At 61.0% G+C, this 20,383-nt stretch carries 22 protein-coding genes; 8 read left to right on the forward strand and 14 right to left on the reverse strand.

What is annotated here, in order from left to right; all coding sequences use genetic code 11:
- Positions 1-11: 11 nt before the first annotated feature.
- A complete protein-coding gene (envZ, locus tag I6L35_RS05030; RefSeq protein ID WP_216979699.1) occupies positions 12-1,322 on the reverse strand; it encodes a two-component system sensor histidine kinase EnvZ in 1,311 nt (436 codons plus the stop codon).
- Positions 1,319-2,041, reverse strand: coding sequence for a two-component system response regulator OmpR (gene ompR, locus I6L35_RS05035; protein ID WP_005340625.1), 723 nt, complete (start codon positions 2,039-2,041; stop codon positions 1,319-1,321). The genes envZ and ompR overlap by 4 nt, the downstream gene beginning before the upstream one ends.
- Before the next feature lie 249 nt (positions 2,042-2,290).
- On the opposite strand from ompR, the gene greB reads away from it, so the two are divergent.
- Together greB and I6L35_RS05045 are read left to right on the forward strand one after the other, a co-directional pair.
- Positions 2,291-2,764, forward strand: coding sequence for a transcription elongation factor GreB (gene greB, locus I6L35_RS05040; protein WP_005340627.1), 474 nt, complete (start codon positions 2,291-2,293; stop codon positions 2,762-2,764).
- 202 nt (positions 2,765-2,966) lie between these two features.
- On the forward strand, positions 2,967-5,276 hold the full coding sequence (locus I6L35_RS05045) for a Tex family protein (protein ID WP_216979700.1): 2,310 nt from the start codon (positions 2,967-2,969) through the stop codon (positions 5,274-5,276).
- A 70-nt stretch (positions 5,277-5,346) separates the two neighbouring features.
- On the opposite strand, the gene I6L35_RS05050 is transcribed toward I6L35_RS05045, so the two are convergent.
- The 4 genes from I6L35_RS05050 to bioH all read right to left on the reverse strand — a co-directional run bounded on the left by I6L35_RS05050 (position 5,347) and on the right by bioH (position 7,549).
- Positions 5,347-5,625: a hypothetical protein gene (locus I6L35_RS05050; RefSeq protein ID WP_005355353.1), complete on the reverse strand. Its 279-nt coding sequence runs from the start codon at positions 5,623-5,625 to the stop codon at positions 5,347-5,349.
- A gap of 85 nt (positions 5,626-5,710) precedes the next feature.
- Positions 5,711-6,478: a putative metalloprotease CJM1_0395 family protein gene (locus I6L35_RS05055; protein WP_216979701.1), complete on the reverse strand. Its 768-nt coding sequence runs from the start codon at positions 6,476-6,478 to the stop codon at positions 5,711-5,713.
- Between the two features lies 1 nt (position 6,479).
- Positions 6,480-6,713, reverse strand: a complete 234-nt coding sequence (locus tag I6L35_RS05060; RefSeq protein WP_042054219.1) for a flagellar hook protein FlgE — start codon at positions 6,711-6,713, stop codon at positions 6,480-6,482.
- A 71-nt stretch (positions 6,714-6,784) separates the two neighbouring features.
- Entirely contained in the window at positions 6,785-7,549 is a 765-nt protein-coding gene (gene bioH / locus I6L35_RS05065; RefSeq protein ID WP_042054220.1) for a pimeloyl-ACP methyl ester esterase BioH, read from the reverse strand.
- 38 nt (positions 7,550-7,587) lie between these two features.
- Here bioH and I6L35_RS05070 point away from each other — a divergent pair, with 38 nt between their 5' ends.
- Together I6L35_RS05070 and nfuA are read left to right on the forward strand one after the other, a co-directional pair.
- Positions 7,588-8,316, forward strand: coding sequence for a ComF family protein (locus tag I6L35_RS05070; protein WP_042054221.1), 729 nt, complete (start codon positions 7,588-7,590; stop codon positions 8,314-8,316).
- A gap of 80 nt (positions 8,317-8,396) precedes the next feature.
- Positions 8,397-8,975, forward strand: a complete 579-nt coding sequence (gene nfuA, locus I6L35_RS05075) for a Fe-S biogenesis protein NfuA (RefSeq protein ID WP_005340636.1) — start codon at positions 8,397-8,399, stop codon at positions 8,973-8,975.
- A 69-nt stretch (positions 8,976-9,044) separates the two neighbouring features.
- Here nfuA and gpsA read toward each other — a convergent pair whose 3' ends face one another.
- Genes gpsA through I6L35_RS05090 form a run of 3 tightly spaced genes read right to left on the reverse strand, consistent with a single transcriptional unit; the run spans position 9,045 to position 11,004 of the window.
- A complete protein-coding gene (gene gpsA / locus I6L35_RS05080; RefSeq protein ID WP_216976306.1) occupies positions 9,045-10,049 on the reverse strand; it encodes an NAD(P)H-dependent glycerol-3-phosphate dehydrogenase in 1,005 nt (334 codons plus the stop codon).
- Positions 10,050-10,051: 2 nt separating this feature from the next.
- The gene (gene secB / locus I6L35_RS05085; RefSeq protein WP_005340639.1) at positions 10,052-10,522 is read right to left on the reverse strand and encodes a protein-export chaperone SecB; all 471 of its coding nucleotides are present in this window, start codon (positions 10,520-10,522) and stop codon (positions 10,052-10,054) included.
- A gap of 50 nt (positions 10,523-10,572) precedes the next feature.
- Positions 10,573-11,004 (reverse strand): rhodanese-like domain-containing protein, encoded by a 432-nt coding sequence (locus I6L35_RS05090; RefSeq protein ID WP_216979702.1) that lies wholly within the window; start codon positions 11,002-11,004, stop codon positions 10,573-10,575.
- 246 nt (positions 11,005-11,250) lie between these two features.
- On the opposite strand from I6L35_RS05090, the gene gpmM reads away from it, so the two are divergent.
- Positions 11,251-12,780, forward strand: coding sequence for a 2,3-bisphosphoglycerate-independent phosphoglycerate mutase (gene gpmM / locus I6L35_RS05095; RefSeq protein WP_108541472.1), 1,530 nt, complete (start codon positions 11,251-11,253; stop codon positions 12,778-12,780).
- A gap of 9 nt (positions 12,781-12,789) precedes the next feature.
- On the forward strand, positions 12,790-14,142 hold the full coding sequence (gene envC, locus I6L35_RS05100; RefSeq protein ID WP_216979703.1) for a murein hydrolase activator EnvC: 1,353 nt from the start codon (positions 12,790-12,792) through the stop codon (positions 14,140-14,142).
- A gap of 133 nt (positions 14,143-14,275) precedes the next feature.
- On the opposite strand, the gene I6L35_RS05105 is transcribed toward envC, so the two are convergent.
- Entirely contained in the window at positions 14,276-14,926 is a 651-nt protein-coding gene (locus I6L35_RS05105) for a Qnr family pentapeptide repeat protein (RefSeq protein WP_005340643.1), read from the reverse strand.
- Positions 14,927-15,015: 89 nt separating this feature from the next.
- Here I6L35_RS05105 and I6L35_RS05110 point away from each other — a divergent pair, with 89 nt between their 5' ends.
- Together I6L35_RS05110 and I6L35_RS05115 are read left to right on the forward strand one after the other, a co-directional pair.
- Positions 15,016-16,023 carry a substrate-binding domain-containing protein gene (locus I6L35_RS05110; protein WP_076493932.1) on the forward strand — a complete coding sequence of 336 codons (1,008 nt, stop codon included), beginning with the start codon at positions 15,016-15,018 and terminating at the stop codon, positions 16,021-16,023.
- A 113-nt stretch (positions 16,024-16,136) separates the two neighbouring features.
- Positions 16,137-16,526: a nuclear transport factor 2 family protein gene (locus I6L35_RS05115; protein WP_158110199.1), complete on the forward strand. Its 390-nt coding sequence runs from the start codon at positions 16,137-16,139 to the stop codon at positions 16,524-16,526.
- Here the strand turns inward: I6L35_RS05115 and I6L35_RS05120 are convergent.
- From I6L35_RS05120 to I6L35_RS05135, 4 genes are all read right to left on the reverse strand, one after another.
- Positions 16,515-17,207 (reverse strand): AraC family transcriptional regulator, encoded by a 693-nt coding sequence (locus I6L35_RS05120; protein ID WP_158110198.1) that lies wholly within the window; start codon positions 17,205-17,207, stop codon positions 16,515-16,517. The two genes, I6L35_RS05115 and I6L35_RS05120, sit on opposite strands and share 12 nt — an antisense overlap.
- A 141-nt stretch (positions 17,208-17,348) precedes the next feature.
- Entirely contained in the window at positions 17,349-17,990 is a 642-nt protein-coding gene (locus I6L35_RS05125) for a bifunctional 4-hydroxy-2-oxoglutarate aldolase/2-dehydro-3-deoxy-phosphogluconate aldolase (protein WP_216979704.1), read from the reverse strand.
- A 9-nt stretch (positions 17,991-17,999) separates the two neighbouring features.
- The gene (gene edd, locus I6L35_RS05130) at positions 18,000-19,796 is read right to left on the reverse strand and encodes a phosphogluconate dehydratase (RefSeq protein WP_216979705.1); all 1,797 of its coding nucleotides are present in this window, start codon (positions 19,794-19,796) and stop codon (positions 18,000-18,002) included.
- Positions 19,793-20,302 carry a gluconokinase gene (locus tag I6L35_RS05135; protein ID WP_005340649.1) on the reverse strand — a complete coding sequence of 170 codons (510 nt, stop codon included), beginning with the start codon at positions 20,300-20,302 and terminating at the stop codon, positions 19,793-19,795. Before I6L35_RS05135 ends, edd begins: the two co-directional genes overlap by 4 nt.
- Positions 20,303-20,383 lie beyond the last annotated feature (81 nt).

Raw genomic sequence — 20,383 nt, forward strand, 5'->3', positions numbered from 1 at the left:
ACGCCCTTCTCTCAATCCATCCACTCCTGTGGCTGATGTTTTGGCAGCCGCATCTCGACCAGCAAGCCGCCGAGCTCCGAGCTCCCCAACCGGATAGTACCGTGGTGCTGGGCGACAATTTTGGCCACAATTGCCAACCCCAAGCCACTGCCACCGACAGTGCGGGCGATATTCCCCTGAGTAAATGGTTTCAGTACCCGGGAATAGTCCTGCTCGGGGATGCCGGGGCCATCATCGGAGAGGCGCAGACGCACCCAGTGCCCATCGTCCTTCAATTCGGCATGCAACCTGCTCGCCCCATAGCGTAGCGAGTTGCTTGAGAGGTTGTTCAGCACCCGCCGGATGCTGACCGGATTGCAAGCCACCCGCACAGCCTCTTGTGGCAGCGCCAGATCGACGTCCAGCCCCTGCTCCGAATAGATCAACAGGGTATCGTGCACCAGCTGGGTCAGATCGACAGGTACCGGAGCCTGCCCCTCATCCGGGCGGATGTAATCGATGAACTGATCGATGATGGCATTGGACTCATCAATATCTGAGTTGATGCTCTCCTTGAGATATTCGTCACCGGAGGACATCATCTCGGTAGCCAGCCGGATACGGGTCAGCGGGGTTCGCAGGTCATGGGAAACCCCCGCCATCATCAGGTTACGCTCTTCGATCAGGCTCTTGATGGAGTGGGACATATGGTTGAAGGTGCGGGTCAGACGGCGTACCTCCCGTGACCCCAGCTCTCCCAGCGCCTCGGGGAAATGTCCCTTGGCCACGGCAACCGCGCCAGCCTCGAGATCCTCGAGCGGACGAACCAACTGGCGTGCAAAGCGCCAGGCCGCAAACAGGGTGATCACCAGCAGCACGCTCAGATAGATGATGAGGGGTTCGATATCGTCATCTTCAATCTCGGTCAGCGGGATCCGCACCCAGATTTTGCTGGCCTGTGGCGGCTGGATCCAGATGATGTAGTGATCCTGGATCTCGACCCGCACCTTGGCCGGGCCACCCAGTTCGCGGCTTATGTTCTCCTCCAGATAGGGGTACGGCTTGGCATCGTTGAAGCCATGCTGCACCGCCTCGCTCTGGGTATAGATGTCGGTACCGGTCGTCACATAGACCAGCGCCTCGGCATCTTCACTCAACGCCAGCTGCTCGGTATTGACCGGAAAGATCAGCTTGACCTGATTGGCCAGCAGGTGACTGATCTGTTTGACGGTGGGTGCCAGCAGATAGTTGTAGAAGGTGACATAGGAGACCGCTTGATAGACCACCAGAACGGCGGCCAGGAACCAGAGCATGCGCGAGAACATGCTGCCGACCTTTTTCATGCACCGTCACCATCTGGTACAAACACATACCCCAGACCCCAGACGGTCTGTAGATAGCGGGGCTGGGCCGGATCCTGCTCCAGCAGGCGGCGCAAGCGGGAAACCTGAACATCGATGCTGCGCTCGGTGGCGGTGTATTCGCGGCCACGGGCCAGATTCATCAGCTTGTCGCGGGAGAGCGGTTCACGCGGATGGCTGACCAGCACCTTGAGCACCGCAAACTCACCGCTGGTGAGCGCCATAGGCTCGCCATCCCGGCTCAGCTCGCGGGTCGCGAGATTGAGCTGGAAGGCCCCGAAGTTGACCACCTTCTCTGCAGCCGAGGGGGCCCCGGGCAACTCGACGGTATGACGGCGCAGCACGGCACGGATCCGCGCTAGCAGTTCGCGGGGGTTGAACGGCTTGGGCAGATAGTCATCGGCCCCCATCTCGAGCCCGACGATGCGATCCACTTCATCCCCCTTGGCGGTGAGCATCAGCACCGGGATCTGGTTACCCGCTTCCCGCAGACGGCGGCAGATGGAGAGCCCATCCTCCCCCGGCAACATCAGGTCGAGCACCATCAGGCTGAAGTTTTCACGAGTCAGCAAGCGATCGGCCTGCTCGCCATTGGCCACGCCGCGCACCACGAATCCCTGCTCGGTGAGATAGCGTTCCAACAGGGAACGTAATTTCAGGTCATCGTCCACGACCAGGACCTTGTATTGCTGCTGACTCATTGCTTTGCCTCTTCATTCTTTAGCTGCCCCCAATACTAGGGGGGGATATAGCGGGAGCAAAGCACAAATATGTTACCGGTTATTACCCGTCCCGAGAGCGTGACGGCCATCAAGTCACTGCGCTGGCCAGCGACTCCCTGAATGGCGCCAGCCGAGCCATCACGATTTCCCTCGACAGCAAGAGGACAAAAGCTAATATTCCCGAGCAGTTAGCGATGAATACCCCTCTTTGACCAGGTCCGCATCACCATGAAGACAAAGCTGATCACCCGCGAAGGCTACAACAAGCTGAAAGAAGAGCTCGATTTCCTCTGGCGCCAGGAGCGCCCCGAGGTAACCAGAAAGGTGGCATGGGCCGCCAGCCTGGGGGATCGCAGCGAAAATGCCGACTACCAGTACAACAAGAAGCGGCTGCGGGAGATCGACCGGCGGGTGCGCTACCTGCGCAAATGCCTCGAAGAGCTGGGGATCGTCGACTATGCCCCCGCGCAGGAGGGCAAGGTCTTCTTCGGCGCCTGGGTCGAGGTGGAAAACGATGAGGGCGAGACCAAGCGCTTTCGCATCGTCGGCTATGACGAGATCTTCGAGCGCAAGGATTACATCTCCATCGACTCCCCCATGGCCCGCGCCCTGCTCAAGAAAGAGGTCGGTGATGAGGCCATCGTCCGTACGCCAGTTGGTGACGTCTGCTGGTATATCAACGAGATCAGCTACCCCAAATAGCCGGACTGCTGGCGCGCTGCTTGCCACAGCCACATCCTGAGTCACAGGTGCAACGGCAAGATAGGCGCCCTCCCCTGCGACTTTATCAGTCTGACGGGTGCAGACCCCGGCGCAGGGTGGCATCCCGCAACACGACCCCATATAGTGCTCACACTTGGCGCCTGATGGCGCGGACTCGACCACAGAGGCCCTCAACAACATCATGATGCAAACCATAGAGAGACAGATTGCCGGTGAGCTCCATGCTCGCCCCGAGCAGGTGCAGGCCGCAGTGCGCCTGCTGGATGAAGGCTCGACCGTGCCCTTTATCGCCCGTTACCGTAAAGAGGTGACCGGCGGTCTGGACGACAGCCAACTACGTACCCTGGAGAGCCGCCTCGGCTATCTGCGTGAACTGGAAGATCGCCGTCAGGTGATCATTCGCTCCATCGAAGAGCAGGGCAAACTGACCCCCGAGCTGATGCGCGAATTGAATGGCGCCGACAGCAAGACCCGGCTGGAAGATCTCTACCTCCCCTACAAGCCCAAGCGCCGCACCAAGGGGCAGATGGCGATCGAAGCCGGGTTGGAGCCGCTTGCCAACCTGCTGCTCAGCGACCCGATGCAGGATCCCGAGCAAGCTGCAGCCACCTTCCTCAATCCCGAACAGGGCATTGCCGACAGCAAAGCGGCCCTCGACGGCGCCCGCTATATCCTGATGGAGCGCTTCGCCGAGCAGGCCGACCTGCTGGAGAAGCTGCGGGACTACCTGTGGCAGAATGCCACCCTGCGCGCCCGCGTGGTGGCAGGCAAGGAGCAGGAAGGGGCAAAGTTCAAGGATTACTTCGAACACGACGAACCACTGCACAAGGCCCCCTCCCACCGGGTGCTGGCCATGTTGCGCGGCCGCAATGAGGGGCTCCTCAATCTGGCGCTGGTCACCGGTGAAGACGAGAGTGCCAGCCCCTGCGAAGGGATCATTGCCCACCACCTCAAGCTCAATCTGCAGAACCGCCCGGCCGACAAATGGCTGCAGGGGGTAGTGAGCTGGACCTGGAAGATCAAGCTCTCCCTGCAGATGGAAACCGAACTGATCGGCCGCATCCGCGAATCGGCAGAGGAGGAGGCAATCAAGGTGTTCGCCATGAACCTCAAGGATCTGCTGATGGCGGCCCCGGCGGGCATGCGCTGCACCATGGGGCTGGATCCGGGCATCCGCACCGGGGTCAAGGTTGCCGTGGTGGATGCCACCGGCAAGCTGGTCGATCACGCCACCATCTATCCGTTCGAACCGAAACGCCAGATTGATCAGAGCCTCAAGACCCTGAGCGAGCTGTGCCAGAAACACAAGGTCGAGCTCATCAGCATCGGCAACGGTACCGCCTCGCGGGAGACCGACCGGCTGGTGAGCGACCTGTTCGAGCGCTACCCCGCCGCCAAGGCGCAGAAGATAGTGGTGAGCGAAGCAGGAGCCTCGGTCTACTCCGCCTCCGAACTCGCCTCTCAGGAGTTCCCGGATCTCGACGTCTCGATCCGTGGCGCCGTCTCCATCGCCCGCCGCCTGCAAGACCCGTTGGCCGAACTGGTCAAGATCGATCCCAAGAGTATCGGGGTCGGCCAGTATCAGCACGACGTCGGCCAGAGCCAGCTGGCCCGTCGGCTGGATGCCGTGGTTGAGGATTGCGTGAACGCGGTCGGGGTCGATGTGAACACCGCCTCGGTCGCCCTGCTCAACCGGGTTTCCGGCCTCTCCCAGACGCTGGCCCAGAACATCGTCGCCTATCGGGATGAGCACGGCGCTTTCAAGAGCCGTCAGCAGTTGCTGAAAGTGAGCCGACTCGGCCCCAAAGCCTTCGAACAGTGCGCCGGCTTCCTGCGCATTCGCGGCGGCAGCAATCCCCTCGACAGCTCGGCGGTGCACCCCGAGTCCTATCCGGTGGTGGAGCGGATCCTCGCCAAGCTGGAGCAGACAGTGGAGAGCCTGCTCGGCAACAGCAGCCTGCTGCGCAGCCTGAAACCGGCCGATTACACCGATGAGCAATTCGGTGTGCCCACCGTCACCGACATCATCGGCGAGCTGGACAAGCCGGGCCGCGACCCGCGCCCCGAGTTCATAACCGCGACCTTCAAGGAAGGGGTGGAGCAGATCAGCGACCTGGTGCCAGAGATGGTACTGGAAGGGGTGGTCACCAACGTCACCAACTTCGGCGCCTTCGTCGATATCGGTGTTCATCAGGACGGTCTGGTGCACATTTCCTCCCTGACCGACCGTTTCGTCAAGGATCCCCGTGAGGTGGTCAAGGCGGGCGACATTGTGCGGGTCAAGGTGCTGGAAGTGGACGCCCCGCGCAAGCGGATCAGTCTGACCATGCGCCTCGACGCAAAGGCAGGGCAACCCGCCCGCAAGCCGGCTGAAGCGCGCAACAGCAGTGCTGGCAACACCAAACCAAGAAATGAGCCGCGCCAAAGCCCCCCTATGGGTGGTGCCATGGGCAACGCCTTCGCGGCAGCGCTCTCCAAAGCGAAAAAGTAACGACACCTTCCGGAACGCCTCTGAATGCCAAAAGCCCCGCAAGGGGCTTTTTTACACGCGAAGCTCAGGATCACTGCGTCAGGGCAGCAAGAATACTTTCGGGCTCTCCATGCTGGGCCAGCACCTCCCGCAGTCGGTTGAATGCCTTGCAGGCCTCTTGCGGATACTTGCCATAAGAGACGACGCCGGTGTGGCTCCAGCCTGCCGCCAGCATCACTTTCTTCTTGAAACTGGTTCCTTCAGTTCCCCCTCCTCCGAGCTGCATCAGAAACTGCTCCATCTGCAGGTGGGGGGGCGGTACACGGGAGAAGGTGGTGAAATCTTCCGCTTTGACTTCATCGAAATGCATGACAGCTCCTGTGAAATTGGAATGGGCCTGATCTTCAGGTTAGTTGCAAAACAGGGAAAGGAGCTGAAAGTTTGGCGAGGGTGATTCAGATATGCAGACTGAGGGACTGGGTCGAGGCCGGGCTGACAGCCTGTTGATAGCGGCCCGCGATGACGCTGTTGCGCTTGTCCATATAGGCGCTCAGAACACCGCCCGATTTCGCGCTCTGCTCGGCCATCAGCTCTTTGCGTGCCTTGGCTTCACTGGCGGCGGCGCTGCGCGCGACGGCCAGATCCTGCGCGGAAGGCTCGGCAGGCGCCAGCGCCGCAGTGCGGATCTGCTGCATCTTGGCGATGGTAGCCGCAGGGTCACCGGGTACGACACTGGTATCGATCTGGACTTCGCCACCCGTTGCATAACGCTTGCCATCCGGCCCTTGCGTAAACTGATAGGTGGGCGAGCTGGCGTACTCTCCACCCGCAGACTGGTGAGCCTGCTCGTGAGTACGCACCTCCTTGTCACGCTCGACAAGATCCTGAACCTGCTGCTCTTGCCGCTGTTGCTGCTCCTGCTGTTTGGGATCTTGCTGCTTGCGCTGCCCATCCTCACCGGTTGCCTCAACAAAACGATTGTCTGGCAGTGTCGTCGGCGCTAATTGCCCGGTTTCACGGCTGTTCTGGGAGCTCTGATTGCTGGAGGCCTGACCGGCTTTGGATTTCTCTTTCTGGGAGCCGACTTCAGATTCGGCAACGGAAGCTTGGCCCGCTCGGGCCTGAGGGATCAGTTCTGCCCGGCGATTATCCGTCCTCGCCGCTTCCACCTGAGGTTGCAGCTGTGTCGGAATAAGGGGGGGCAGACTGACATTGATGTTCATCTCACACCCGGATGTCGATCAGGGTTCCCATCATATCGCTGGCGGTCTGCACTACCTTGGCGGAAGCGCCAGCCTGCAGCTCGGCCACCTTGAGATTGACGAGCTCATCGGTCACTTGCACCTGATCCCCGCTGGGGGTGTTGAGACGGGCGATCTGATTGGATGCCTTGTCGGCAATCTGCTCGGCTCGCTGAAATCCCTGTACCCCGCTGTTGAAAGCAGAATCAATACGCATGATGTTACTCCTCTGGTCACAGCTTAATTATCCGCCAGACCAGAGGATTAATGAAGCTTGTTGGCTATTTTTTATCCAACAAAATCTCGAACGATTTCAATGAATTCGTCAGGGTGGGAGATAAAAGGTGCGTGTGAGGCCTTATTGAGGGTCACGCTGCGGCTGGCAGGATAGAGATCATCCAGCAGGGGAATGGCCGCCTTGGGTACCAATGAATCCAGTCGCCCATAGATCCGCAACCAGGGCAGATCGAGCTCCTGCAGCGGTTCGCGCAGGTCAATCTCGGCCAACAGTGTCAGTCCAGCCTCGAGTGCGGCAAACTCGGGCGCCGGCCGCTCGGCCAGCCAGTGGCGCAACTGACGGATATCGTCCCGGGCATGTTCGCTGCCCATCGCCTGGATCGCCAGAAAGCGCTCTATGGTCTGGCGAAAATCCCCCGCCAGCATCTGGTTGAAGCCGGTCAGTACCTTGGGGGCGATCCCCGGCCACTCGTCGCGGGCCATGAAACAGGGGGAGCTGGCCACGGTGATCAGGGAGTGCAGCCGATCGGGATGCATCAGCGCCAACTGGCTTGCCACCAGCCCCCCGAGCGACCAACCAAGCAGATGGCACTTCTGCGGCATGATGGCAGCCACCTGCTCGGCAAGCCAGGGCAGGCTGTAATCCACCTCGTCTGCCAGCGGGCTGTTGCCAAAACCGGGCAAATCCACTAGATGAACCCGATAGTGGGACGCCAACTGTTGGGCAATGCCATGCCAGACCGCACCATTCATCCCCCAACCGTGCAACAGCACCAGATCGGGCCCCTGGCCAAACTGCTCTACCGATATGCTCATCTAGACTAAAGATCCCTGTTCATGCTCTTGGGGTCAGCATGTTAAAGCGACTGCTCGCTAAAGCAAGCCCACTGCTCGGCAGCCACGCCGACTGGCAAGGGAGCTGCCTGCTCTGTCATCAGCCTTGTGACAACGAGCCCCTGCTCTGCAGCTGGTGTCGGCAGGCGTTGCACCAATCAGAGCCAAGATGCCGCCTCTGCGCCGCACCGCTGGCTGACTATATAAAAGAGAGCATACCGGTCTGCGGCCGCTGCCAGCGCAGACCTCCCCCCTGGGAGCGGCTGCAGGTGATCGGCGACTACCAAACCCCCTACCCCATGCTGATCCCCCGGCTCAAATATTCCGGCCAGATCCTGCTGGCGCCGCTACTGGCACGCCTCTTGGCCGATCATCTGGATGGCCGCGAGCCGCCGGAGGCGATCATTCCTGTTCCCCTGCACTGGTGGCGACAGTGGCGGCGCGGTTTCAATCAGGCGGAGGAGATCGCGCACACCCTTGGCGAGCTCACCGGCATTCCCTGCGACAACACCCTGTTGCAGCGCATCAAGGCAACCCCACAGCAAACAACTCTCAGCGCCGGGCTGCGACGGCGCAATCTGCGCGGGGCATTCCGGATCCGCCCCCACCACTATCGCCATGTTGCCCTGCTCGATGACGTTGTGACCACAGGCGCCACCGCCGGTCAGCTCAGCCGTTTGCTCCATGAGAGCGGCATCACAAAGGTAGAAGTGTGGGCAATCTGTCGTACCCTTCGGCACAGCAAGTAGCCATCGGCATGCTACCCAAGCATTAATAACCGCGTTATCATGAATACCCTAGTCGTACACTCAGGTTTATGAGGATAGTGATGATCAGCATTTCCGACGCCGCCCAGGCCCATTTCCGTAAACTGCTGGAAAAACAGCCTGATGGCACCAATATCCGGGTGTTTGTGGTCAATCCGGGAACCCAGAATGCCGAGTGTGGCGTATCGTATTGCCCGCCCGATGCCGTGGACCCGGAAGATCAACACCTGCCCTTCAGCGGCTTCGACTGCATGGTCGATCCCCTGAGCGCCCCCTTCCTGGTGGATGCCACCATCGACTTCGTGACCGATCAGATGGGCTCCCAGCTCACCCTGAAAGCACCGAACGCCAAGATGCGTAAAGTGGCCGATGACGCGCCGCTGATCGAGCGCATCGAGTACGTGTTGATGTCCGAAGTGAACCCCATGCTGGCCGGTCACGGTGGCAAAGTCACCCTGGTCGAGCTGACTGAAGACAAACTGGCCATCCTGCAGTTTGGCGGTGGTTGCAACGGTTGCTCCATGGTCGATTACACCCTGAAAGAGGGGATCGAGAAGCAGCTGCTAGAGAAGTTCCCGGGTGAGCTCAACGGTGTGAAAGACGCCACCGAGCACCAGCGCGGCGACCACTCCTACTACTGATTTGCAGCCCTTGCAGCAAAGAAAAGGCCCCGCCATCTGGCGGGGCCTTTTGCATGGACAATCGGCAGATTACTCGTCCTTCTTGTCTCGCGACAGCAGGGCGATGGCCGCCTCTTTCGGGTTCTTACCCTCGTAGAGCACCTTGAAGATCTGCTCGCAGATGGGCATCTCGACGCCGCAGCGGGCCGCCAGCAGATGCACCTCTTTGGTGTTGCGATACCCCTCCACCACCTGACCGATCTCGGTCATGGCGGTGTTCACATCCTTGCCTGCCCCGAGGGCCAGCCCGAAGCGACGGTTGCGCGACTGGTTGTCGGTACAGGTGAGCACCAGATCCCCGAGCCCCGCCATCCCCATAAAGGTTTTGGCATCGGCACCCAGCGCCGCGCCCAGACGCTGCATCTCCACCAGACCCCGGGTGATGAGCGCGGTTCTGGCATTGGCGCCAAACCCTAGCCCATCGGAAAGACCGGCACCGATGGCGATGACGTTCTTCACCGCCCCGCCCAGCTGCAGACCGACGAAGTCCGGATTGGTATAGACCCGGAACGAGCGGCCACAGTGCAGCAGATGGGAGAGATCGTCGGCGAACTCATCGTGAGTCGAGGCGACCGAGATGGCGGTCGGCAGACCGGCAGCCAGCTCCTTGGCGAAGGTGGGACCAGAGATCACCGCCAGCGGTATCTCGTCACCCAGCACTTCACGGGCCACGTCCTGCAGCAGACGGCCACTGTCCGGCTCCAGACCCTTGGTGGCCCAGGCGATACGGGTATCGGGGCGCAGGAAGGGTTTGATCCGGATCAGCACATCGCCAAATACATGGCTCGGCACGACCAGCAGCAGCACGGGAGCCGCTTGTACCGCACGTTGCAGATCCGCAGTCAGCTGCAAATCGGCGGGAAAAGGGACATCAGGCAAAAATGCCTTGTTGCAGCGGTCTTGTTCCAACTCGGCGACATGAGCGGGGTCGTGACCCCACAGCAGGGTCGGATGACCATTGCGCGCCAGAGAAATGGCAAGGGCGGAGCCATAAGACCCCGCCCCCAAGACCGAGATAGCGATCTGGTCAGCCATTATCAGGCTTCCGCAGTCGCCTGCTGGGCCTGTGCTTGCGCCATGTGCTGGGCAAACAGGGCATCGAAGTTGACCGGTGCCAGGTTCAGCTGCGGGAAGGAACCCTTGCTCACCATGTTGGCCACGGCTTCGCGGGCATACGGGAACAGGATGTTCGGGCAGAAGGCAGCCAGGCAGTGAGCCAGTTGCGGCTCCGGCAGGTTACCGATGGTGAAGATACCGGCTTGCTGTACTTCGCACAGGAAGGCGGTTTCGGTTTCCAGTTTGCAAGTCACGGTCAGAGTCAGGACAACCTCATACACGTTCTCAGCCAGGATGTTGGTCTTTGTATCCATATCCAGCTTGACGTCCGGCTGCCACTCTTTCTGGAAGATGTGCGGGGTGTTCGGCGCTTCGAAAGAGACATCCTTGGTGTAAACACGCTGGATGTGGAATTCCGGTTGTACTTCCTGGTTGTTGATCTCGTCAGCCATTTCGTTTGATTCCTTGTTATATGGATAAGTGGGCTCAGGCCCTGCTTAAATCAGCGTTTCTTGGTTACCGGCAGATTCTCTGCACGCCATTGGGCCATGCCACCGCCGAGCACGTAAACCTGCTTGAAGCCAGCTTTGCTCAGCTGACGGCCCGCGCCGCCCGCAGTCATTCCCGACTCGCACACCACTATGATGGGGGCATCTTTATGCTTTTCAACCGGGCCCAGATTATTGCTCTGGATCTGGGTCAGCGGCAGGTGCTGGGCACCGGCCAGATGGCCCTTGGCATACTCTTCCTGACTGCGAATATCCACCACGGTGGCATTCTCGCGGTTGATCAGCAGGGTCGCGGTGTGGTTGTTGACGGTTTTTACCGGGGACAAACGGGCACGCACAGTGGTGTAAACCAGGGCGCCAGCCAGACCCAACCAGGCTGCGGTCAGCAGCGGGTTACGGGCCGCAAAATCCAAATACTCTTGCATCTTCTACTATCCAGGGACCAAGACAAGGGCCCGAGTATACATGGGGGTATTGATAAGATCAGCCATCTTGGCGGCAAAGCGCGAGCAGGCTCCCATCATCATTGGGCAGCGAGCATGGCAGGAAGGGCGTGGCTTGCGGGGCCACGGGAGCGCCCCTTGGCTATCAGGTGACTATTTCGGCAGATGTAGTAATATTACGCTAGTTTCATTTCCCGCATTTTTTCCAATCCGAGAGGACATAGTCTTATGTCAACAGCTAAGAAACCTTTGGTTCTGGTCATCATGGACGGTTGGGGCTACAGCACCAAGCAAGAGCACAATGCCGTCGCTGCCGCCAAGACTCCCAACCTCGATCGTCTGGCCCGTGACTACACCAGCACCCTGATCTCCGGCTCCGGTCTGGACGTCGGTCTGCCGGATGGCCAGATGGGCAACTCCGAAGTGGGCCACGTCAACATCGGTGCCGGTCGCATCGTCTATCAGGAGCTGACCCGCATCTCCAAAGACATCCAGGACGGCGACTTCTTCCAGAACGTCGAGCTGGCCAAGGCTGTTGACGCTGCCGTCACCAACGGCAAGGCCGTGCACATCATGGGCCTGATGTCCCCGGGTGGCGTACACAGCCACGAAGAGCACATCATGGGCATGATCGAAATGGCTGCCAAGCGTGGCGCCGAGAAGATCTACCTGCATGCCTTCCTGGATGGCCGCGACGTTCCGCCGCGCTCCGCCCAGTCCTCCATCGAGCTGTTCGACGCCCTGTTCGCCAAGCTGGGCAAGGGTCGTTTCGCCTCCATGATCGGTCGTTACTTCGCCATGGATCGGGACAACCGCTGGGATCGCGTGCAGCAAGCCTATGACCTGATGACCCAGGGCAAGGGCGAGTTCACCGCCGAGAGCGCCACCGAAGCACTGGCTGCCGCCTATGCCCGCGACGAGAACGACGAGTTCGTCAAAGCCACCCGCATCGGCGAAGCTGCACCGATGGAAGATGGTGATGCACTGATTTTCATGAACTTCCGTGCCGACCGTGCCCGTGAAATCACCCGCGCCTTCGTTGACACCGACTTCACCGGCTTCGCCCGTGCAGTCGAGCCGAAGCTGAACTTCGTGATGCTGACCGAATACGCGGCCGACATCAAAACTGCCTGTGCCTACCCGCCGACCGCTCTGGTCAACACCCTGGGTGAGTGGCTGGCCAAGCAGGGCAAGACCCAGCTGCGCATCTCCGAAACCGAGAAGTATGCTCACGTCACCTTCTTCTTCAACGGTGGCGAAGAGTCCTGCTTCACCGGCGAAGATCGCGAGATCGTGGCCAGCCCGAAAGTGGCGACCTATGACCTGCAGCCGGAGATGAGCTCCGAAGAGCTGACTGACAAGCTGGTTGCGGCCATCAAGAGCGGCAAGTACGACGTCATCATCTGTAACTACCCGAATGGCGACATGGTTGGCCACACCGGTGTGTTCGATGCCGCCGTCAAAGCTTGTGAAGCCGTTGACCACTGCATCGGTCGTGTCACCGACGCGCTGGCCGAAGTGGGTGGCGAGTGCCTGATCACTGCCGACCACGGCAACGCCGAGAAGATGCTGGACGAAGAGACTGGTCAGGCCCACACCGCCCACACCAATCTGCCGGTTCCTCTCATCTATTTCGGTCGCAAAGCCGAGGTAGTTGAAGGTGGCAAACTGTCCGATCTGGCCCCCACCATGCTGACCCTGATGGGTCTTCCGGTGCCGCCGGAAATGACTGGCAAGCCCCTGATGATTCTGAAATAATCCTTCCCCATGCGGGGATGCGAAGTTATTTCAAACAAAACCAGTCGCGTCGGCCTGTTGGCCGGCGCGCTGTTTTTTTGCCTGTCATTTGGCGCCAGCACACCGGCTTTGGCCGCCAATCAGCAGCTGGGGACCATGCAGTCCCAGATCAAAGAGCAACAGAAGACCATCAAGCTCAGCAAGCAGGAGCTTGCCAAGCTCAATACCCAGCTCAAGGCTGACGAGCAGGCCATCTCGGCCGCCGCCGCCAAACTCAACCAGACCAAGCAGCAGTTGAAGCAGAACCAGCAGACGCTGGCGACCCTGCAAAAAGACAAGCTAGCGCTGGAAGTTCAAGCCAAACATCAGAAGCAGTTGCTGGCCAAACAGGCGGAGAGCGCCTTTCAGGCGGGCAACCACGACTACCTCAAACTGCTGCTCAATCAGCAGGATCCGGCCAAACTGAGCCGCTCACTCGACTACTACGACTACCTCAACAAGGCCCGCATCGAGGCCATCGACGCCCTGCGCGCCACCCGTGACAAGCTGGCGAAAAACCAGCAGGCCACCAAAGAGACCGAAACCAGACTGCAGACCCTGCTTGCCGAACAGCAGGAGCATCACCAGGCCCTGCTGGCCAGCCAGCAGAGCCGGGCCAAGGTGCGCAACCAGTTGCAGCAGTCGGTACAGGATGACGAGCAGAAGCTCTCCAAGCTGGTCAAGGCGGAGAAGGCGCTGAAAGCGCGGCTGGAGGAGCTGCGCCGCCAGCGGGAAGAGCAGGAGCGCCGCGAACGGGCCGAACGGGAACGGCTGGCCAAGCTGAAAGCGGAACAGGAACGTCAGCGCAAGCTGGCCGAGCAGCGCCGCGCCGAGCAACAACGACTTGCCGCCCAGCAGAACAAAACCGTCAAACCGGCAGAACCGGTCGAAGAGATGTCCAGTACCAAACCGGAGCGAGGCTCTGGGATTGGGACCGCAGGTTACTACAGCGGGCTCAAGACCAATGGCAGCCTGCGCTGGCCGGTACAGGGGCCGATCCTCATCGCCTACGGCTCGCCGCGCACCGCCCAGCTCAAGTGGAAAGGAACCCTGATCGGCGCCAGCGAAGGAACCCAGGTAAAGGCGGTCGCACCGGGACAAGTGGTTTACGCCGACTGGCTCGACGGCTTCGGTATGCTGCTGGTAATCGATCACGGTAAGGGCTACATGAGCCTCTACGGTCACAATCAGTCGCTGCTGCGTCAGGTTGGCCAGAATGTGGAACAGGGTGAACCAGTGGCACTGGTCGGTGACAGTGGTGGCCAGGACAGACCGGGCCTCTACTTCGAAATTCGCTATCAGGGCGAGGCCATCAACCCGACCAAATGGCTGGCCAAGGGTTGAGTCAACCCGGCCGACAAACGCATCACACGCTCACTAGCAAAAGCCTGCATCACGCAGGCTTTTGTCGTTTCAGGAGTACAGCAACCCGCTGTCACTCCCATTTGATGAAAAATTACCTATTTTTTTGCTCGACTCAGGGGAAGACAACCAGACCTATCTGCTCCAGCAATGTCTGCTGCTGATCCTCGTTGATCTGTACTCCCTGCAGATCGACCCGGCGCAGATCCAGCCCTGGCAGATCGCACTGGCGCAGATCGCAGCCCTGCAGCTTGAAGCTGGTCCAGTCAATCTGGCCAAACTCGGAGCCGCTGAGATCGGAACCCGCCAGCGAGGCACCAAACAGGTTGGCCCCCTGCCAACGGTTGCCGGTCAGCTCGCACTTCTCCAGCAGGCAGCCCTCGAAGCTGGCATAGCTGAAGTTGTTGCCGGTCAGATGGGCCTCGCAGAAGTAGCTTTTGGCGGTGATCTGGTTGGCGAAGCTGGCATGGCTGAAGTTAATACCGACCGCCTGACAGTCGCGCATCTCCAACCCCAGACACTGGCTGCGGCTGCAATCGGCCATGGTGAGATCGCAGCGTAGAAAGCTGGCCTCGCGCAGATCGCAACCCTGCAACAGGCAGCCCCGTTCGCTCTCCCGATCGTAGAAGCTGCAGTCGATGAAGCGGCTATCGCTCAAATCCAGCCAGGAGAAGTTGCAGCCGATAAAGCGGCACTCCGAGAACTGCTCCCCCTCCACATCCTGTTGCTCGAACCGGACATCCACAAACTGCTTGCCTCTGATCATCGGAAAACTCCTGCCAAAACGGCTTCATATGCTGACTTTATCCGCCAAAAACGGTAATGTTACATGTAACATCCACGCTGGACACCCCTATGAGCCCCACCCGCAAGCGCCGCCCCACCCTGCAAGATATCGCCGACCAGACCGGCGTGACCAAGATGACTGTCAGCCGCTATCTGCGCGACCCGCAGACCGTGGCGGAGGGGACCCGCGAGCGGATCGCAGCTGTAGTGGAAGAGCTGGGTTATATCCCCAATCGGGCGCCGGATATTCTCTCCAACGCGACCAGCAAGGCGATCGGCATCCTGATCCCCTCACTTTCCAACCAAGTATTCTCGGCGGTGATCCACGGCATCGAGTCGGTGACCCGACCGGCCGGCTACCAGACCCTGCTGGCCCACTACGGCTACAGTCCGGAGCGGGAGGAGGAGCAGGTCGCGTCCCTACTCTCCTACCATGTGGATGGCCTCATCCTCTCCGACAGCCAGCACACAGAGCGCACTCGCAAGATGATCGCCACCGCCGGCATTCCGGTGGTGGAGACCATGGATCTGCCGCAAACCCCCATCGATATGGTGGTCGGCATGGACCATAGAGCCGCGGCCCGGGCCATGGTAACAGAGATGCTGCGCCGGGGCCGACGCAAGGTGGTCTATCTGGGGGCGCGGCTCGACGTGCGCACCCAGCTGCGGATGGAGGGTTACTATCAGGCGATGACCGACTTCGGCCTCACCGGCCAGCATCTGCTGACCGAACAATCCTCCAGCTTCACTCTGGGGGGCGAGCTGCTGGATCAGGCGCTGGTGCGCTATCCCGACCTCGACGGCCTGTTCTGCACCAACGATGACCTGGCGGTGGGTGCTCTGCTGCAGTGTCAGGCCAAGTGGATCCCGGTGCCCCAGCAGATCGCCATCGCCGGTTGCAACGCTCTCGACATCGGCCACGCCATGACCCCCAAACTGGCCAGTATCGCCACCCCGCGGGAAGCGATCGGTCGGGAGGCGGCCACCATGCTGCTGGCTCGTCTCAACGGCCAATCCCAACCCGACACCCGCAAGGATATCGGCTTCTCCCTCTATGTCGGGGAGAGTCTGGGCTGACCCCCAGCCATCATGGCGTGTTTAACCGCTATGATGGCGCATTCTGCAACCTCTTATCACAATCCTCTGCTCTATGCTGGCCCGGCATTACAGCCACATTTCAGGAGCAGAAAATGAACAACACCGAACGATTGCGAGCCTGCCTGCAGCGCGTTGTCTGCGATCCTCGTTTTACCCTGGCCGAGCTCGACCAGTGGTTCACCCCGGACTACTGCCAGCAGGTGAATGGCGAGCATCTCGACTACCCCGCCTTTTGCCAGCACATTGCGGCGCTGAGAGCTCATCTGGCCGAAGCCACCATCGAGTTTGTCGCCACAATCGCGCAAGGGGACAGGGTGCACTCGACCCATGTGGTGCGAGCTACCCGCTACGATGGCGCCCCACTGGTCTGCAAGGTGAGCGGCCTCTTCACCTTTCGCGACGGCAAGATCTGCCAGACCGACGAGGTGACCTGCCTGCTGAGCGGCAGCAAGCAGGATGCCGACATAGGTTCACGACGCTGAGCCACGCCGGGCGAAGCGCTGGAGCGCGCGGGAGAAGGCGGCGGGATCTTCGTAACCAAGCAGGTCGGCAATCTGCACCGATGTGAACCCCTGATACTGCAACTGACGGGCCCGCCCCATCACCACCTGCTCTCGCCACTGGCGGAAGGTACAACCCAGCTGCTGGAGGAAAAGCCGGTTGAGGGTGCGCAGCGAAGCGCCGCAATCCATGGCCAGCTCGGCAAGCATGGTGTTGATGGAGGGTGCCTGACAGAAACGCTCCAGCACCCGCAGCAGGCGCGGGTCGAGGTTGGCCGCCAGCGCAGGCTGGGCTGCTTGCGAAACAGCTCGCACCAACTCGTGGCCAATCACTGTCAGATAGGCCTCCTGCTCGGCCCCCTCCTCCAGATCGCTCAGGCGGTCAAAGAGCCCGGCCAGCAGCGGCGTTACCTGCCGCAGACCAAAAGGGGCTGATGCGGACGAATCGGTATAGATAAGCGACAGGCGAGAGTGGCGCAGCACGCGAAACTCGTGCTCCCAGCCCGCCGGAATAAAGCAGAGCTGGCCGGCAACCAGCAGCTCGCTGGCAGCACCGCCGGTGATAACACCGCCACCTTCGTGCATGTAGCAATACTGGGCCTGCGGATGGCAGTGCCGCGGAGTGAAGTGCCCTTGCGGGCAGGAGCGATGGAGAAAGGACATGCCGACCAGCCGGATAAGAAACCGACCACGACCATAAGGGAGCAGACGGCACCCTGTAAATGGCTTTGCCGCTGTCAGAATGGCCAAAAGAAACAGGCCACCCGAGGGTGGCCTGTTTGGTTTTCTGCACACAACTGATGCTTAGCGTTTTACCAACTCAACCGCTTCGCGGGAGAGGCGGGTCACCTCTTCCCAGTTACCGTTCTTGACGGCCTCGGCCGGCAGCATCCAGGAGCCGCCGACGGTGGCAACGCACTTGAGCGCCAGATAGTCGGCCACGTTTTTCGGGCCGATACCGCCGGTCGGGCAGAACTTCACCTGGGGCAGCGGCGCGGCAATGGCGGAGAGCGCCTTGGTGCCGCCGTTCGCTTCGGCCGGGAAGAACTTCAGGTGGTCATAGCCCGCTTCCAGCGCCTGCATCACTTCAGACGGAGTTGCCACACCCGGGATCAGCGGCGCGGTGCTCTTGGCCGCGTGAGCCAGCAGGGCCGGCGTCATCCCCGGGGAGATGACGAAGCGGGCACCGGCGGCAACGGCTGCGTCAAACTGCTCGCAGTTGAGCACGGTACCAGCACCGACCATGGCATCCGGCATCGCCTTGGCAATGAGGGCGATGGCATCGAGCGCCACCGGGGTGCGCAGGGTGATTTCGAAGACAGAGATGCCGCCGTCGAGCAGCGCCTTGGCCATCGGCAGGGCTTGATCCAGCTCGTTGATAACCATCACGGGTACCAGCGGGGAGGCGGCAAACACCTCGGCCGGGGTCACTTTCCAGTTCTGCATAGCTCTTCCTTAGTCAAAGATGGTGGCGCCACACTCGGCGCTCGATACCGCGCGACGCATCACGCTGAACAGTTCACGGCCCCACCCCTCTTGTTCCGGAGTGAGGTCAATCTCGGCCTGGGTACGGCCACTCAAATCGGTCAGGCAGTCGAGGCTGCCGTTTACCGCATCAACCCGCAGCAGGTCGCCGTCGGCCAGCAGGCCGATGGCCCCGCCGTGCAGCGCTTCCGGGGTGACGTGGATGGCGGCCGGGATCTTGCCGGAGGCACCGGAGAGACGGCCATCGGTGACCAGCGCCACCTTGTAACCCGCCTTCTGCAGGTTGCCGAGCACCGGCATCAGCTTGTGCAGCTCCGGCATACCGTTGGCGGCCGGGCCATTGTGGCGCACCACGATAACGGCATCCTGATTGAGATCGCCCGCCTTGTAGGCCGCTTCCACCGCATGCTGGGAGGAGAAGACCCGCGCTGGTGCTTCAATCACCCGATACTCGGGAGCCACGGCGGAGACCTTGACCACGGCGCGGCCCAGATTGCCCGCCAGCAGCTTGGTGCCGCCGGTGGCCTGGAACACGCTACCGGAAGGCGACAACACGCTCGCGTCGCCGCTCTCGCCCACCGGCTGCCATACCAGCTGGCCATCGACCAGTGCCGGACGGCTGAGGTAATCCTGCATCTCGCCAAAGACCGGAGTGGCATCCATGTGGATCAGCCCCTCTTGCGCCAGACGGCGCATCAGGCCGGGCACGCCGCCCGCCTGTTCGAAGGCGTTGACGTCGGCCGGGCCGTTCGGGTACATGCGAACCAGCAGCGGCACCACGTCGGAGAGATCGCTGATGTCATCCCAGGTCAGTACCAGACCGGCCGCGCGGGCCAGTGCCACCATATGGATGCTGTGGTTGGTGCTGCCGCCGGAGGCGAGCAGGGCCACCAGACCGTTGACCAGCGAGCGCTCATCCAGCACCTCGCTCAACGGGCGATAGGCCGGGGAACCCGGGATCATGGCGCTGATACGACGGGCCGCTTCGGCGGTCAGGGCGCGGCGCAGCTCGCTATGCGGGTGCACAAAGGCGGAGCCCGGCAGCATCAGGCCCATGGCCTCGAACACCAGCTGGTTGGTGTTGGCGGTGCCGTAGAAGGTGCAGGTGCCTGCTGCGTGGTAGGCGCCGCACTCCATCTCCAGCAGGGCATCGCGACCCACTTCACCGGCGGCGTACTTCTGACGCACCTTCACCTTCTCGTCGTTGCTGATGCCGCTCGCCATGGGGCCGGCAGGAACAAATGCCGTCGGCAGGTGAGCGTGGGAGAGGGCCCCCATGATCTGACCCGGAGCGATCTTGTCACAAATGCCGAGCAGCAGGGTGGCGTCGAAGGTGTTGTGAGAGAGCGACAGCGCGGTCGCCTGGGCGATTAGGTCGCGGGAGAAGAGGGACATGTCCATTCCCGGCTGACCCTGGGTCACGCCATCGCACATGGCGGGCACGCCGCCGGCGACCTGGGCGCTGTGGCCCAGCTCGGCCAGTACCGCCTTGATCTGATCCGGATAGCCCTGATAGGGCTGGTGTGCGCTCAACATATCGTTGTAGGCGGTGACGATGCCGACGTTAGCGCGGGTCATATCGAGAATGCGACCCTTCTCGTCACTGCTGCAGGCGGCCACGGCGTGGGCCAGGTTGCCGCAGGCCAGCGCGGCGCGGGTCTTGCCCTGCTCTGCCTGACGCTGGATGCGGGCCAGAAATGCCTGACGACGGGCGATACTGCGCTCGCGGATGCGGGCGGTGACGTCGGAAATTACCTGATGAATCATTGGGCTTGCTCCAATGCTGTGACGGCGCGGTCAACCACCTGTTCGAAGGTGCCGTCTATATCAATGTGGAATACACCGGCTTCGCCATCCGGGCGCTCCAGAGTATCGAACTGACTTTGTACCATGCTTTCACGCATGAAGTGGCCCTTGCGGGCACGCATCCGCTCGAGGATCAGCGGCTGGCTGCCATCGAGGAAAATGAAGCTGACCGACTCGTTGCCTTCGCGGATCTGGTCGCGGTACTTCTTTTTGAGGGCGGAACAGACAATGATGCCGGTCTCGTTCTTCTGCTCGAGACTGTAGGCGGCGTCGCGGATCCGCTCCAGCCAGGGGGCACGATCCTCATCGTTGAGGGGGTTGCCGCCAGCCATCTTCTGGATGTTGGCCTTGGGGTGCAGGTCATCACCATCGATGAACTTGGCGCCCAGCGCTTCGGCCACTTTCAGACCCACGCTGGATTTGCCGCTACCACACACACCCATCACGATAATGCACTTACCCGCCATAATTTGACCTCTGTCCCACTTTTCAAAAAACCAGCTGTTGATGGGTTCTAATCTAACACGTTACCGGTAACATGTTACCGG

Origin of the sequence: Aeromonas sp. FDAARGOS 1405 (assembly GCF_019048265.1) — a bacterium.
Lineage (GTDB): Bacteria > Pseudomonadota > Gammaproteobacteria > Enterobacterales > Aeromonadaceae > Aeromonas > Aeromonas veronii_A.